The 14,258-nt window shown below is 50.0% G+C and carries 14 protein-coding genes; 3 read left to right on the plus strand and 11 right to left on the minus strand.

The window, feature by feature from the left end:
• Positions 1 to 88: 88 nt before the first annotated feature.
• Entirely contained in the window at positions 89 to 1,207 is a 1,119-nt protein-coding gene (locus FYJ60_RS11840; RefSeq protein WP_154458884.1) for a pyridoxal phosphate-dependent aminotransferase, read from the plus strand.
• Positions 1,208 to 1,282: 75 nt separating this feature from the next.
• Here the strand turns inward: FYJ60_RS11840 and FYJ60_RS11845 are convergent, their stop codons facing one another.
• From FYJ60_RS11845 to FYJ60_RS11865, 5 genes are all read right to left on the minus strand, one after another.
• Positions 1,283 to 2,761, minus strand: coding sequence for a phosphate--AMP phosphotransferase (locus FYJ60_RS11845; protein ID WP_154458885.1), 1,479 nt, complete (start codon positions 2,759 to 2,761; stop codon positions 1,283 to 1,285).
• 342 nt (positions 2,762 to 3,103) lie between these two features.
• Positions 3,104 to 3,586 (minus strand): pyridoxamine 5'-phosphate oxidase family protein, encoded by a 483-nt coding sequence (locus tag FYJ60_RS11850; protein WP_154458886.1) that lies wholly within the window; start codon positions 3,584 to 3,586, stop codon positions 3,104 to 3,106.
• A complete protein-coding gene (locus FYJ60_RS11855; RefSeq protein ID WP_154458897.1) occupies positions 3,579 to 4,151 on the minus strand; it encodes a transcription repressor NadR in 573 nt (190 codons plus the stop codon). The genes FYJ60_RS11850 and FYJ60_RS11855 overlap by 8 nt, the downstream gene beginning before the upstream one ends.
• A 49-nt stretch (positions 4,152 to 4,200) precedes the next feature.
• On the minus strand, positions 4,201 to 5,055 hold the full coding sequence (gene nadC, locus FYJ60_RS11860; RefSeq protein ID WP_154458887.1) for a carboxylating nicotinate-nucleotide diphosphorylase: 855 nt from the start codon (positions 5,053 to 5,055) through the stop codon (positions 4,201 to 4,203).
• Positions 5,056 to 5,072: 17 nt separating this feature from the next.
• On the minus strand, positions 5,073 to 6,482 hold the full coding sequence (locus tag FYJ60_RS11865) for an FAD-binding protein (RefSeq protein ID WP_154458888.1): 1,410 nt from the start codon (positions 6,480 to 6,482) through the stop codon (positions 5,073 to 5,075).
• 316 nt (positions 6,483 to 6,798) lie between these two features.
• Between FYJ60_RS11865 and nadA the strand changes: the two genes are divergently transcribed.
• On the plus strand, positions 6,799 to 7,716 hold the full coding sequence (gene nadA / locus FYJ60_RS11870; RefSeq protein WP_154458889.1) for a quinolinate synthase NadA: 918 nt from the start codon (positions 6,799 to 6,801) through the stop codon (positions 7,714 to 7,716).
• Positions 7,717 to 7,849: 133 nt separating this feature from the next.
• Here the strand turns inward: nadA and FYJ60_RS11875 are convergent, their stop codons facing one another.
• Positions 7,850 to 9,079, minus strand: coding sequence for a hypothetical protein (locus tag FYJ60_RS11875; RefSeq protein ID WP_154458890.1), 1,230 nt, complete (start codon positions 9,077 to 9,079; stop codon positions 7,850 to 7,852).
• The gene (locus FYJ60_RS11880) at positions 9,069 to 9,569 is read right to left on the minus strand and encodes a sigma-70 family RNA polymerase sigma factor (RefSeq protein WP_205839095.1); all 501 of its coding nucleotides are present in this window, start codon (positions 9,567 to 9,569) and stop codon (positions 9,069 to 9,071) included. The genes FYJ60_RS11875 and FYJ60_RS11880 overlap by 11 nt, the downstream gene beginning before the upstream one ends.
• A gap of 341 nt (positions 9,570 to 9,910) precedes the next feature.
• Between FYJ60_RS11880 and FYJ60_RS11885 the strand changes: the two genes are divergently transcribed.
• Entirely contained in the window at positions 9,911 to 11,218 is a 1,308-nt protein-coding gene (locus FYJ60_RS11885; RefSeq protein WP_205839096.1) for an ATP-binding protein, read from the plus strand.
• Positions 11,219 to 11,313: 95 nt separating this feature from the next.
• Here FYJ60_RS11885 and glpK read toward each other — a convergent pair whose 3' ends face one another.
• Genes glpK through FYJ60_RS11905 form a run of 4 tightly spaced genes read right to left on the minus strand, consistent with a single transcriptional unit; the run spans position 11,314 to position 13,853 of the window.
• Positions 11,314 to 12,816 (minus strand): glycerol kinase GlpK, encoded by a 1,503-nt coding sequence (gene glpK, locus FYJ60_RS11890; RefSeq protein WP_154458893.1) that lies wholly within the window; start codon positions 12,814 to 12,816, stop codon positions 11,314 to 11,316.
• A gap of 50 nt (positions 12,817 to 12,866) precedes the next feature.
• Positions 12,867 to 13,079 carry a hypothetical protein gene (locus FYJ60_RS11895; RefSeq protein WP_154458894.1) on the minus strand — a complete coding sequence of 71 codons (213 nt, stop codon included), beginning with the start codon at positions 13,077 to 13,079 and terminating at the stop codon, positions 12,867 to 12,869.
• Between the two features lie 16 nt (positions 13,080 to 13,095).
• Positions 13,096 to 13,452, minus strand: a complete 357-nt coding sequence (locus FYJ60_RS11900; protein WP_154458895.1) for a DUF1304 domain-containing protein — start codon at positions 13,450 to 13,452, stop codon at positions 13,096 to 13,098.
• Between the two features lie 5 nt (positions 13,453 to 13,457).
• A complete protein-coding gene (locus FYJ60_RS11905) occupies positions 13,458 to 13,853 on the minus strand; it encodes a flavodoxin family protein (RefSeq protein WP_154458896.1) in 396 nt (131 codons plus the stop codon).
• Between the last annotated feature and the right edge of the window lie 405 nt (positions 13,854 to 14,258).

Consider the following 14,258-nt stretch of genomic DNA (forward strand, 5'->3'; position numbering starts at 1 on the left):
TTGACTGAAAACCACAGCCGAATTAGACTGAAAATAATTATACCCCACAAGTTAGGCGGATGCAAACAAGGGAAAAGAGGTAATCCAAATGCAGCTGGTATTAAAACACAAAGACCATTTTCACGGCAGCGACCTGGAAAAAATAGAAGAGATCTACGGGATCAAAAAGGAAAAAATTGTCAGCTTCTCGGCCAACATCAACCCGCTTGGTATATCCGGAAAACTGCGCCGCTCTCTCAGTGAGCAGCTGGACGCCATTACCACCTATCCGGACAGGGAATACAAGGAGCTTCGGAAGTGCATCGCCGCCTACGCGGGTACACAGCCGGAAAACGTCGTGGTCGGCAACGGATCCACCGAGCTGATCTCCCTGGTTATCCAGTCCGAACAGCCGAAAAAAGCAATGATTCTCGGCCCGTCCTATTCAGAGTACGAGCGGGAAATCACTCTCACGGGGGGACACACGCTTTACTACCCTCTGCAGGAAAGCAGGGATTTTCAGATGGATGTTTCGGACTTCTGCTCCCATCTGACCGATGACCTGGATCTCCTGATCCTGTGCAATCCGAACAACCCCACCTCCACTTCCATCTGCCGCGACGATATGCGCGTCATCCTGGACGCCTGTCTGCAGCACGGGATTTTTCTGATGGTAGACGAAACCTACGTGGAATTTACGCATCCGGAGGCAAAAATCTCCTCCGTCCCGCTGACCGGCTACTACTCCAACCTTGCCGTACTGCGCGGCACATCCAAATTCTTCGCGGCGCCCGGTCTGCGGCTGGGCTATGCCATCACAGGGAATACCGACCTGATCCGCTCCATCAGTGCCAGACAGAATCCCTGGACCATCAGTTCCCTGGCCGAAATTGCCGGACGGCTGATGTTTACGGATCAGGAGTATATTGACAAAACCAGGGAGCTGATCAATACCGAGCGGGAACGGATCTGCCGCCGGCTGAAAGAATGGCCGTCCGTAAAAGTCTACGATCCTACCGCCAATTTTGTCCTGGTAAAAATTCTGCGCGAGGACACAGACGCGGATCTTCTATTCGACCGCTGCATCCGGAAAGGGCTGATGATCCGCAACTGCTCCACCTTCCCCTTCCTGAGCAGCAAATTTTTCCGCTTCTGTTTCATGACCCCCGAAGAAAATGACCGGCTCCTGGAGGAACTGGACAGCCAGCTGAATCGTCCGGAATCCTGAAACAGTCCTTTTGGTCTATTCACATCCGCAGGGGAGAGCTGCTCCGCATGGCAAAACCGTCCAATAAGGCTCTTGTCATTTTTTCTGGCAGGCCCTGCGGATTTCCTCTGTGACAATCTTCAGCGCTTTGATCCTGGCATATTTCTTATCATTGGATTCCAGAATATGCCAGGGCGCAAAGGCTGTGCTGGTTTTCTGCAGCATCTCATTGACCGCCGTCTCATACTGATCCCACTTCTCCCGGTTTCTCCAGTCCTCGTCCGTGATCTTCCACTGTTTTTCCGGCGTATTCTGCCTCTCGGTGAACCGTTCCAGCTGCGTCTGCTTATCAATCTGCACCCAGAACTTAATGACGACAGCGCCCCATTCGGTCAGCTCCCGCTCAAACTCATTGATCTCGTTATAGGCTCTCTGCCAGTCATTTTCACTGCAGAAGCCTTCCAGGCGTTCCACCATCACCCGGCCGTACCAGGTCCGGTCGAAAATTGCGATATGCCCTGTTTTCGGAAGCCTTGTCCAGAAACGCCAAAGAAAATGGCGTGCCTTTTCATGCGGTTCCGGACTGGCAATCGGATGCACCTCATACCCTCTCGGATCCAGGGCGCCCGCGATTCTTTTAATATTTCCTCCCTTTCCGGCCGCGTCCCAGCCTTCGTAAGCGATAATAACAGGAATCTTCTTCCGGTAGAGCCTGTAGTGCAGCTCCAGAAGTTCCGCCTGCAGGCGGTCCAGTTCCTTTTTGTACGCTTCCTCCGCCATGGTCTTGTCATCCAGCGTGACATCCGCAAGCTTCGGCATGGGAACCAGCGGAAACGTATTCTGAAGCACGGGAACCGCCAGCGCCTGATTTTTCAGGGCCGTCTCGATTCCCTGGTTCAGAAATCTCAGGACCTGCAGCTCCGCCCATTTTCTGTTCTTCGCGTCAATGATATACCAGGGCGATGTAGACCGGTTGGTATCTGTCAGATACCGGTCATACGCATCCAGATATTTATCATAATATTTATTTTCGTGGAGATCCTTCTCCGCTACGCGCCAGCTGGTATTCTCGTCGGCCTTAAGCGCTTCCAGCCGCTTTTTCTGCTCCTTTCTTCCAATCTGGAAAAAGAATTTCATAATCAGATATCCGTTGTCTGTCAGGGAACGCTCTGCTGTCGTAATGCTGCGTATTCTGCGGCGGTACATCTCTTCGTCCAGCGTTCCGTTCATTCTGCCGCAGACAATCTCTTCCATCCAGTAGCTGTCGAAAAAGGTGAACTTTCCCGCTTCCGGAATATCCAGCAGATACCGGTACAGGAAAGGATATCTTTTTTCTTCCGCCGTAGGCTCCGCAGTCGTCTTGACCCGGAAAAACCGCGGATCGATATTCTTAATGACCCGCCCGATCGTACCGCCTTTGCCTGCCGCGCCCCAGCCCTCAAAAATAACCATGACCGGAAGTTTTTTCTCTTTAATCTTCAGCTGATAAACGCCCAGCTTATCCTGTGCGGCCGCCAGCTCCTCTTTCAGCTGCTCTTCCTCCGGCGGAACGGCCTTGACAAAATCCTTCAGCATAGCAACCCCTCCCTTCTTGTCGCTGTACACTGCCGCTGCCTGCTCTGACTGACAGCAGACGCATCCGCTGCTGTCGGATCTGTCCTGTTAAAAATCAATTCGCAGACATGCAATATTTTGTTTATACAATTCAGACTTATTATAACCGATGTGTGAAAAAAGAGAAACACAGATTTAACGTGTCGTAAGCAGGAAATCCTCTGCCTCTATTTCTCATCCATACAAAGTCCTGCCTTTTTTGCAGAATGTGTTGCAAAAGTCCTATGACTTTTGCAGTATTTTTCGCAAATGTCATAGGACTTTTGAAGAGATTCCCAAGCGCCAGATAAGCGCTAAATTTATTTATGATTCCTTGACGATCTTTCCGGTCATCCGCTCTATGGTCATTGCCAGAAGGTTTACCCGGTTTCCGTCTCTCGCTATTTCTTTTTCGATTGCTTCCTCTGTCGGATAGAATTTTCCGGCAAGCTTCCTGCACTGCTCCAAAACTATACCGTGGTCTGTCACGGTTTCAATCCGGCCAAGGCAGACCACACTGCATATATTCAGCGCCCATTCCCCTTCTTTTACAAAACCTTCATCCATCACGGTAAAGCAGGCTTTATTGTTCTGTTTCAGCAGGTCTGCTTTCAGTCCTTCTTTTGCGCCATGAAAATAGAGCTTCCCGTCTTCCGGGTCATAATACTGGTTTAACGGGATGGCATAGGGAAATCCGTTTTCCCCGTGGAGCGCCAGCACCCCTCTGGGCGCGGACTGAAGGATTTCCAAGCACCTTTCTCTGGATAATTCCTGTTTAAATCTTCTCATTTTGCGAAATTCACTCATTCTTTGCCTTCTCTTTCTGATCGGACCAGAAATCTACCGGTTCATAGTCCTGAAGCTGTGCGAGAAATCCGTGTGCGGCAAGCTCCTGCTGAATAATGTCCAGCGTTTCCGCACTGTCCGCCGTAACCGTATGATAGTGATATCCTGCTGTGATGTTGGAAAGAGGGGAGCTCTTGCCTCCGGAAATTTCTGTCTGATAGTGTTTTACGTCCAGACGGGAGCGGATATGCATCGGTGCCCGGATGATCCCGTATACCCTGTGATAGACAAATACATCTTCGATCCTGCCTCCACAGTCCACAATAAGGTTCATCTCTTCACATGCCTGCTCCGGTGTATGTCTGACCTTAAACACGCGGCTGACCGCTGCCTGTCCGTTCTGCGACAGAACATAGCCACGGGCAGCCGAAAGAATCGGACTTCCCTCGGCTCTCAGAAGGGCAATGTCCTGGACGATCACCTGCCTGCTGACCGAGAACTGTCTGGCAAGCGCCCCGCCCGAAATCTGCCGGTCGCTTTTTTTCAGCATATTCAGAATGGCCTCGCGGCGTTCCTTTCCTGTCAACAACTCTTCACCTGCCTTACAGACGAACGGCCTCCCATGCTTATCCTGTTCAGAGCGCATGGAGATGCTTCATCGAAATGTCCAGAATCGGCGCGGAATGTGTCAGCGCCCCGCTTGAGATATAGTTTACACCAAGATCCGTCAGAGCCGCAATCTTTTCACAGGTCACATTTCCGGAAACTTCAACCTTTGCCCTTCCGCCGATAATCTTTATTGCCTCCGCCATGGCAGCATGGTCCATGTTGTCCAGCATGATGATATCTGCTCCGGCATCTGCCGCTTCGCGGACCTCGTCCAGCGTCTCCGTCTCGATTTCTATCTTCCGCACAAACGGAGCATAGTCACGTGCCATCTGCACCGCCTGCCTGACGCCTCCCGCAGCGCCGATATGATTGTCCTTCAGAAGTACCCCGTCTGACAGATTAAAACGGTGATTGTGACCGCCTCCGACACGGACCGCATACTTCTCAAAAATACGATTGTTCGGCGTGGTCTTCCGTGTGTCGAGGAGCCAGATATCTGTTCCCTCCAGCAGTTTCGCCGCCTGATGTGTACAGGTGGCAATTCCGCTCATACGCTGAAGATAGTTCAGCGCGGTGCGCTCTCCGGAGAGAAGGACGCGGATATCGCCGCGCACCACTGCCATCCGCTCGCCTTCGTGCACTTCCTCTCCGTCCTTTACCTCAAAACGCACCTCTGTTTCCGGATCGAGAAGAGTAAAAACTCTCTCAAAAATCTGAAGTCCGCAGATAATCCCCTTTTCTTTTGCAATCAGCTCCACCTCTCCCGCTTTTGCCTCCGGCATCACGCAGTTGGTGCTGACGTCCTCTTCTGTGATATCTTCGCGCAGGGCGCTTTCGATAAGCGGATCGACCTGCAGTTTCATGGTAACAGGATCAAACATAGTGTCTCCTTTCCTCCTCAGACGGCCTGGGCGGCTCCTTCTTCTGTAAATTTACTACGATAGGCAATCCTGGTCGAAGATGGTCCTCCCTCGGCCTCAATCTTATTCCGAATCATCGCCGCGTAATCTTTTTCCAGCGCATCGGCATCCCTGTACCCCGAGAGAGCGGTCTTCGGCATCGGGCTGTGTTCTTCCTGATAGCCGTCAAGCATATCCCGGGCAGCGCGTTTTGCGAACACCAGCGCCTCCAGGAGAGAATTGGAAGCCAGCCGGTTTCTGCCGTGCACGCCGTTGCAGGCACACTCCCCGACCGCATAGAGACGGGGCATAGAAGTTCTGGACTCGTGATTCACCTTTACGCCGCCCATAAAATAATGCTGCGCCGGCACCACCGGTATGCATTCTTTTGTCACATCATATCCGTTTTCGGCGCAGTGCCTGATAATATTCGGAAAGTGACGGACAAGCTCTTCATGGGGAATGGTCCGCAGGTCTTCCCAGACATATTTTGTACCGTCTTTTTTCATCTGTTTCAGGATTTCCATGGTAAGCAGGTCGCGCGGCAGAAGTTCATTGGTAAACCGCTTCATATCTTTTCCGTACAGCTTTGCCCCCTCCCCGCGGACAGATTCCGAAATAAGGAAACTGCGGTCTTCCTCTTGTCCGGAATAGAACGTGGTCGGATGCACCTGGATGTAATTGACATGCTCTGTCTCCACACCGTGTTTCAGGGCAACCGCGACGGCATCCCCGGTCAGCTGCCGGAAATTCGTCGAATGCCGGAACAGGCCGCCGATCCCGCCGGTGGCAAGCACCGTGTAATCCGCCTGAACCGTCCCAAGGCTCCCGTCCCGGAAGCGCAGAACCGCTCCCCGGCAGACCTTTCTTCCCCCGGAGAAACCACTTTGGAGCGCCCGGCTTCTTTTGCCTGCTGTCCCTGCGTCCGAAGCAGAATCGGTTATGATATCCAGCATGGATGTGTATTCCATGATTTTTACGTTCGGAAGGCGTCTCACTGCCTCAAGAAGATGGCTGGTGATCTCCTTTCCGGTGATATCCTCGTGGAATAAGATCCGCTTGCTGCTGTGCGCGCCTTCTCTTGTGAATGCCAGCGCCCCGTTTTCATCCTTCGCAAAACGCACGCCGCAGGCAATCAGATCACGGATCACATCCTGCGAGGACCGGATCATAATATCAACGGAAACCGGATCGTTTTCATTGTGTCCGGCCCGCATAGTGTCCTCATAATAAGACTGGTAGTCGGACTCATCGCGCAGCATGCAGATGCCGCCCTGCGCAAGAAAAGAATCGCTGCTCTCACAATCGGCCTTTGTGATTAAAAGTACCTTCCTGTCCTTTGGGATCTGGAGGGCGAAATACAGGGCAGCACAGCCGCTGCCGACAACCAGTATATCCGTTTTTATCATTTTCCGCTTCCTTTCACGGCCAGCGCCGCACGTATCAATACACAACCATACCAGAAACCGCCAACCTCTTGCATGCAGAGCGCTGCCCATGGCATAAGCTCCACGGCAGGACACAGCAAACTGAAAAATCCCCTGCAGATCATAATTAGCTGTCCCCACACAAAAGGCTTGCTTAAACCAAAAAATGAATCAGTCTGACGAGGAGTATATCACGGGTTTCTCATACTGACAAGACAATATATTTACATATGTCTTGACAGATACAGGATTCGTGCTATACTTTGCCGAAAAGAGCAGAAAAGAAAGGGAGTTTGCGATGAACACCAGAGAAATGCAGGATGAAATTATGCGTCTGAAGCGGGAAAAGAACATCTGTATTCTTGCCCATGCCTATCAGAGCCACGATATCTGGGATGTGGCGGATTATGTCGGGGATTCCTACGGGCTGAGTGTACAGGCTGCAGACGCACCCGCGGACACTCTTCTTATGTGCGGCGTCCGCTTTATGGCGGAAACCTGTAAAATCCTCTCTCCTGAAAAGAAGGTGCTGCTGGCGAATCCGGCGGCCGGCTGCCCGATGGCCATGCAGATGGACCGGGAAAAGGCTCTGGAACTGAAGGAAAAATATCCGGGTCTGCCACTTGTGGCTTACATTAACACCACTGCCAGCTTAAAAACGGTATGTGACGTCGTTGTAACCTCTTCCTCCTCGGTAAAGATTATCCACCGCATGCCGGAAAAAGAAATACTCTTCGTCCCGGACTGCAACCTGGGCGGCTGGATCAGCGATCAGCTCCCGGAAAAAACGCTTCATCTGGTCAAGGGCGGATGCCCGACACACATGCGAATGACTGCCCGCGACGTGCAGGCAGCCAAAGCCATGCATCCCGAAGCCCTTGTCCTGGTCCACCCGGAATGTCTGAAGGAAGTCGTCAGTCTTGCGGACTACGTGGGCAGTACAACAGGTATCCTGCGGTATGCCGAAGAATCTGACGCAAAAGAATTTATTATAGGAACCGAAAGCAGCATCGTTTCACATCTTCAGTTTGCCTGTCCGGAAAAGCGGTTCTACCTGCTTTCCAGGGAATGTGTCTGCCACAATATGAAAATGACAACACTCCCCGATGTTCTCCTGGCTGTCCGCGGCATCGGAGGAGAAGAAATCCATCTCTCCGCTCAGACAATCCGCGACGCCCGCCGGTGCATCGACCGGATGATCGAGCTGGGCGGCTGAACCCGGGGCGAGCAGAACAGCGCTGGCAGACATGCAGGTGCATTGACCGGATAATCAAGTCGGGGCGGCTTAAAAACAGGCTGCCCCGGCAGATAAGATTATTTATGACTGCTTTCACACTTGCGTGGAAAACTCAAAGATGATACTCGGCCAGCTTTGTCAGCTGCTCATCCTTTGCCCGCACAAGAACCGCGAAGTGTTCCCCAGACGGATTGACAAACCGCCATGCCTGCTCTCCAAACGGCGAAGATATCCCTTCCTCGTTTTTATTCAGGCTCATTCCATCTTCCGGCTGGACGATTGTCCCATCTTCCAGAACAAGATTTACGGCATAACCGCAATTCTCCAAATCTATCCCGCCGCAGTTCTGCGGAACCGTCAGATCCACCCACACGCTGGCTGGTGTTCTGGTAACTGTGTTCAGCATCACGTCTCCGCTGGCCTGATTTTCTGCAATAACATGATTTCCGTCGGCTCTGCAGGTTCCCGAAAACGAGACCGCCCAATCTCCCAGGATTTTCCGGCTCTGCAATTCGTTTCCCTCTTCCAAAGGGCCCGCCATTCCGGCTTCCAGCTCAGGAATGGATATACTGACGTCCAGACTGCTGCCGTCCGGGAAGGAACAGCCGTCCCATACCTCATGGTAACGAAGATTGATTTCCTTCAGCGTAACAAAGTTTCCGTCCGCATCCTTCTGGAAATAGAAATCTCCGGGGACGCCCAGTTCCTGACCGTTGATCGTAAGAGATGGATTTCTGCTGCTGTCTTCTCCCATAGCAGCATGAACGTAATCGTAACCCGACAGGACACCATCCTTGTCCTCAATCTCCATGGTAACCGCCAGAATCTTACCGTCGCAGTAATACTCCTTTGCCTGAAGGCTAATATTTTTGGCGTCCGCAGATGTTTGTCTGTTTGCCGTCTGTGCGTCTGCAGGAATCTTCCCAGATTCAGAAGAAGAGACGATCCCGGAGGTCTCCGAACTGCTTCCGGCTGTTATTTCTTCTGCGTTCTCCGCAATGGTCTCTATTTTTCTCTGATTGTAGTCTTTGTTCCCTCCTGTTGCCTCAACAATCCGGGCAAAGGATCTGCTGAACAGATTGTCCGCTCCCACCGCATAGCTCGCTCCTGAAAACGCGATCACTGCCGCGCAGGCGCAGGCCGCAAGGCCGGCAATCCGTGCATAAAGAGAATATCCCGGCCGGTGATGCCTCTTCTGCCCGTCCCGGATTTTCCGGAAAGCCTCTTCCCTTTTCTCCAGGAGTTCTTCGGGAATCTTCACATCCTTCTGCATGGCCGCCCGGACTTCCGGGTCGGCGCTCTCATCTTCAAACAACCCGTATGTAATCTTATCATTCTTCATGGATTAAACTCCTCCTAACCATTTCCCGTCCTCTTTTCAGACGGGTTTTGACCGTATTCTGGTTCAGTCCTGTCAGTTCTGCAATCTCACAGACAGTAAGCTCATCCGCATAGTATAAGGTAAGAATCGTGCTGTATTTTTCTTCCACATCCTGAAGCAGCTCCTGAAAGGAATCCGGCTCCGCTTCCCACATTGAACCGGGAAAATCCGGCACCTCGCCGCTCCTGTCAAAATGCGCCTGGTCCCTCAGAATGTTATAGCAATGATTCAACAGGATTCGGATCATCCAGGTGCGGAAGGCACCCGGTTTTCTCAGCGTGTTTATTTTCTCAAAGCATGTCAGAATCGTTTCCGATACAGCGTCCGCAGCGTCCTCGTTATTCCGGAGAACAGACCATGCTGTCTTGTACAGAATCTGTGTATTCTGCGTCATCAGTTCCAAAAACGCATCTGTATCTCCTTTCATCGCTCTTTTCACAAGATGTTCCAATATGAAGCTCCTTTTTTCTATTCGTTCCTGCCGCAAAACGTCATGTTCCGAAAGCCAAACGGTTCCACGCAAATAAACCGTCACCATATGTATCAATCTCACGCGTGATTCCTTTGAATGTCCATTCATTTATTAGATGCAGATCCGGCGCAAAAAGTTTCATAAAAAGTAGTTTGCCCGTTGACGGTTGTCGCGGCAAGAGTAGGATTCCCGATTAACATCCTAATCATAAAAAATATAGAAATCTACGCAAAAACAGATTATAGGCATTGCTTTTATAAGGTTCACACATTATAATAATCATGAAAGCTGTAGAATACTACAAAAAAGAAGAATATATAATGAAACGGGATAAATACTTAAACAAGCTAATTTCCAATAAGGACAACGGATTCCCAAAGGTCATTACCGGAATCAGACGATGTGGGAAATCCTATTTGCTAAAAGAAATATATAAAGCTTATCTCTTGGAACAAGGTGTAACAGAACAACAAATCCTTTTGCTGGAACTGGATGATGACAGAAATTTCAGGTATCGTGATCCTCTGTATTTGGGCGAATATGTGCGGACATATAGCAAGAATATAGCACGTTGCTACGTTTTTCTGGATGAAATTCAAATGGTTTATTCCATTGTGAACCCAAATCTGACAGAAGGAAGGCATATACCGGCGAAAAAAGGCGATACACAGGTTGTCACATTCGTCGACGTCATACTTGGACTTGCCCGCGAAAAAAATATTGATCTGTATGTCACCGGATCAAACTCAAAAATGTTGTCATCTGATATTATTACAGAATTTAGAGATAAAGCAGTGAATATTCATCTGGCACCGCTTTCCTTTGATGAATTTTATACATATAAAGGCGGCAATGAAACAGAAGCTCTTTATGAATACATGCAATTTGGCGGTATGCCGCAGGCGGTGTTGAAAAATGAGAACGATAAAAAAGAATATCTGAAAGGGTTATTTGACACAACATATTTTAGAGACATCATTGAGAGAAATAAGTTGCGAAAGAGCAGCTCCCTGGATGAGTTATGCAATATCATAAGCACGGCAACAGGAGAGTTATTAAATGCTGAAAAAATCTCTAATACGTTTCGCAGTGTTAGGCATGAAAAAATCGATCCCCTGACAGTAGAAAAATACATTGGGTATTTTGAAGATGCTTTTCTCATCCGGGCGGCCAGACGCTATGATTTAAAAGGACGTGCTGAAATCGGCGCATTAAGGAAGTATTATTTTACTGATCCTGGGCTCAGGAATGCGCGTTTAAATTTTGCATTCCCAGATGAAGGGCAGATGCTGGAAAATATTATTTATAATGAAATGATTTATCAGGGATTTACTGTAAACGTCGGAACATTCGATACAGTAGAAAAGAATCAAAACGGAAAATCTGTAAGAAAAACCAATGAGGTTGATTTTTTTGCACGAAAGGGAATCCGGCAATATTATATTCAAGTTTCAGCCGATATGTCAAATGCCAAAACCAGGATGCGTGAGGTAAGACCGTATTTCATGCTTAAGGATCAGATTCGTAAAATCATTGTGATCAATAAACCTATCAGGGAATGTCTTGACAACAATGGGTTCACGATTATCGGGGCACCTGATTTCTTATTACGCTTTATTAAAGAGTAACAACACTGTAACCTTAAGCCTTACATCGATTAATTCCTTCATCACTAAAAAGGAGAGAAAAGCAAGTCATCCGTGCTTCTCTCCCCTTTTTTGATTTATTCATCCCTGGCCCAGTCGAAGGAGTACCGGACTGCCTTTTTCCAGCCGCGAATCCGGCTGTTTCGGTTTTCCTCTGTGATGCCGGGATTAAACATGGCATCTACACCGTTTTTGCTCTTCAGTTCTCCGGTGCTGTCCCAGAAGCCGACTGCCAGACCGGCAAGATAAGAGGCGCCCTTTGCCGTCGTCTCCACGCAGGTGGGTCGGATGACGCACAGGCCGCTGATATCCGACTGTGTCTGCATCAGGAAGTCGTTCCGGCTGGCCCCGCCGTCCACCATCAGCTTATTGACGCCCTGGCCGGTCTCCTGCTTCATGGTTTCCAGGACATCGTTGACCTCATAGGCAATGGATTCCAGTGTAGCCCGGATAATGTGATACTTATTCACGCCGCGGGTGATGCCCACAATAATCCCCCTCGCGTATTTATTCCAGTAAGGCGCCCCCAGGCCGGTAAACGCCGGCACAACATAGCAGCCGTTCGTGTCCTTTACCTTTTTTGCCATGTACTCGGAATCCTCCGCCGAATCAATCAGACGGAGTTCATCCCGCAGCCATTGGATCGCCGCACCGGCGACAAACACCGAACCTTCCAGCGCATAGGTAACTTTTCCGTCCAGTCCCCATGCGATGGTCGTCAGTAGTCCCTTGTCGGAATACACCGGCTCCTCCCCGGTATTAACCAGAAGGAATCCTCCGGTTCCGTAAGTGTTCTTGACATCTCCCGGATCGAAGCAGATCTGCCCGAACAGTGCGCTCTGCTGATCGCCCGCCGCTCCCGCGATAGGGATCTCTCCCCCGAAAAAAGACGGATCTGTCATTCCCACAATACCACTGGACGGGACAGGCTTTGGCAGAAGGCTGGCCGGTATATTCAGGATTTTAAGAAGCTCCTCGTCCCATTCCAGAGTGTTGATGTTAAACAGCATGGTCCGTGAGGCATTGGAGTAGTCAGTCACATGTACCCGACCCTTAGTCAGTTTCCAAATCAGCCAGGTTTCGATAGTTCCGAAGGCCAGTTCTCCCCTCTCAGCACGCTCCCGGACTCCGGGCACGTTGTCCAGAATCCAGCGGATTTTTGTTCCGGAGAAGTACGGATCAATCAGCAACCCTGTTTTTTTATGGAAAACCTCTCCATATCCCTTCTCCAGAAGCTGATCCGCAAAGGCGGAGGTGCGGCGGCACTGCCACACAATGGCGTGATACACCGGCTCCCCTGTTTTTCTGTCCCAGATAACAGTGGTCTCCCTCTGATTCGTGATGCCGATGGCGGCAATTTCCTCCGCAGAAGCGCCGATCTTACTGAACGCTTCTATGGCGACACCGATCTGGCTGGCCCAGATTTCATCTGCGTCGTGCTCTACCCAGCCCGGATTAGGATAATACTGCCTGAATTCCTTCTGCGCGGAGCTGACAATGTTCCCGTCACGGTCAAAAAGTATACAGCGGTTGCTTGTCGTTCCCGCGTCCAGCGCCATCACATATTTTTTTACTGCCATAACCTGTCTGCTGCCTCCTTCGCCGTTCTCCGGCTAAAATTGATTTTCCATCAGCCGCTCACCATTCTTGCCCGGTATTCCCGGTTGATTTCCGCAATTTCCTTTTCTCCGTCAATATAGGCCTGATACATTCCCCAGGGTTCGCCCCCGCCCAGTCCGCACGCGGAGCAATTTTCACAACCGCCTGCCCCGCAGTCCAGCGAACGGCGGACAATCTCTTCCCTCTCTTCTCTTGTTGTATCCTGAATTAAGATCGATTTCATGATTTCTTCCCGTCCTCTAAAAAATGCAGGAAATAAGCGTCAGTATGGCCAGGCCTCCCTGCATCAGAATGATTTTCGGATTGCTGGTAAAGCTCCCGTAAAGCGCTACAGCCACAATGTAAACCATCAGGCAGATAACCGCCGCCTTGCTGGCAAAGGCAAAAACAGCCAGTAAAATCAGAACGGCAAGGAGCCCGTTATAAACCCCCTGATTTTTGAACAGCGTGTTGACAGAGCTTCGCTTCAGCTCTTCCACGTCCATTCCAAAGACCTTAGACGTCCTCTCGGAAGCGGTTGCCACTGTCTCCAGATAAAAAATAAAGAAAAATTCCGCCGCGACCAGCACAGCCAGTATCTTTGTTATCAGATTCATAATAATCACCCCGCAATCTTCTTCGCAAACGCCGCGGCTGCTTCCAGCTGCTCCTGTCCGGCCTTGTTCTTCACATAAAAGGTTTCCTTCTCCACAGGAATCCCCTTTGCCTCCAGTGCTTTCCGGATCAGGTCAATACTGTGCTTTGAGATCCATGAGGTAGAAAAGATCACAGCTTTTCCGACCTGTCCGGCAGAAAGATTTGCCAGATAGTCCTTCAGGTGCCTGTCCAGCCCATAAGCGTACAGCGCCCCGCCCACAAAAAGGACATCTGCCTTTTCCTTCAGTTCTGCCTCCGGCGCGTCCACGGAAACCGCGGATATTCCCAGCGCTCCGGCAATGGCATCTGCCACCAGCTTTGTATTGCCGGATCTTGAGTAAAACCTTACTGCTGCTTTCATTTTTCCATCCTTTCTCTGGGCATCCGCTCCAGATACCCATATACTTTAAATTAATTTAGAAGAATATTATAACCTTTTCCTTAGAGTAATTCTATCTGTGCTTCCCTTCCGGCAATTCTTTCAGCGTCATAGAAATGAAAGAAAAGCACAATAACATAAGCCTCCGCTTACATTATTGTGCTTTTCTCTGAAATCTCCGCACAAAATATATGAAACATGTATCTATTTTAAGATTATTTTCCCCGGATTTCAACCGGATTTTCCAAAAATCCAAAAAACGGGTTTTCAACAGTTGTAACTGAATAATACGTAACACCAAATGCCTTCCAAGCCGCAGAAATGCGACTTTTTTTGTGCTTAAAACTTGTCAAGCATTGAAAAAAAATGTTGTATATGTTGTGTCGT

It is taken from the genome of Bilifractor porci, from assembly GCF_009696005.1.
In the GTDB taxonomy this organism is placed as follows: Bacteria; Bacillota; Clostridia; order Lachnospirales; family Lachnospiraceae; genus Bilifractor; species Bilifractor porci.

Excerpts from the sequence above, each read along its gene's own strand:
- FYJ60_RS11895 (WP_154458894.1), bottom strand. The coding sequence starts at position 13,079 with ATGAAATCGATCTTAATTCAGGATACAACAAGAGAAGAGAGGGAAGAG.
- FYJ60_RS11845 (WP_154458885.1), bottom strand. The coding sequence starts at position 2,761 with ATGCTGAAGGATTTTGTCAAGGCCGTTCCGCCGGAGGAAGAGCAGCTG.
- FYJ60_RS11885 (WP_205839096.1), top strand. The coding sequence starts at position 9,911 with ATGAAACGGGATAAATACTTAAACAAGCTAATTTCCAATAAGGACAAC.
- FYJ60_RS11850 (WP_154458886.1), bottom strand. The coding sequence starts at position 3,586 with ATGAGTGAATTTCGCAAAATGAGAAGATTTAAACAGGAATTATCCAGA.
- FYJ60_RS11905 (WP_154458896.1), bottom strand. The coding sequence starts at position 13,853 with ATGAAAGCAGCAGTAAGGTTTTACTCAAGATCCGGCAATACAAAGCTG.
- FYJ60_RS11900 (WP_154458895.1), bottom strand. The coding sequence starts at position 13,452 with ATGAATCTGATAACAAAGATACTGGCTGTGCTGGTCGCGGCGGAATTT.
- glpK (WP_154458893.1), bottom strand. The coding sequence starts at position 12,816 with ATGGCAGTAAAAAAATATGTGATGGCGCTGGACGCGGGAACGACAAGC.
- FYJ60_RS11840 (WP_154458884.1), top strand. The coding sequence starts at position 89 with ATGCAGCTGGTATTAAAACACAAAGACCATTTTCACGGCAGCGACCTG.
- nadC (WP_154458887.1), bottom strand. The coding sequence starts at position 5,055 with ATGTTTGATCCTGTTACCATGAAACTGCAGGTCGATCCGCTTATCGAA.
- FYJ60_RS11865 (WP_154458888.1), bottom strand. The coding sequence starts at position 6,482 with ATGATAAAAACGGATATACTGGTTGTCGGCAGCGGCTGTGCTGCCCTG.
- nadA (WP_154458889.1), top strand. The coding sequence starts at position 6,799 with ATGAACACCAGAGAAATGCAGGATGAAATTATGCGTCTGAAGCGGGAA.
- FYJ60_RS11875 (WP_154458890.1), bottom strand. The coding sequence starts at position 9,079 with ATGAAGAATGATAAGATTACATACGGGTTGTTTGAAGATGAGAGCGCC.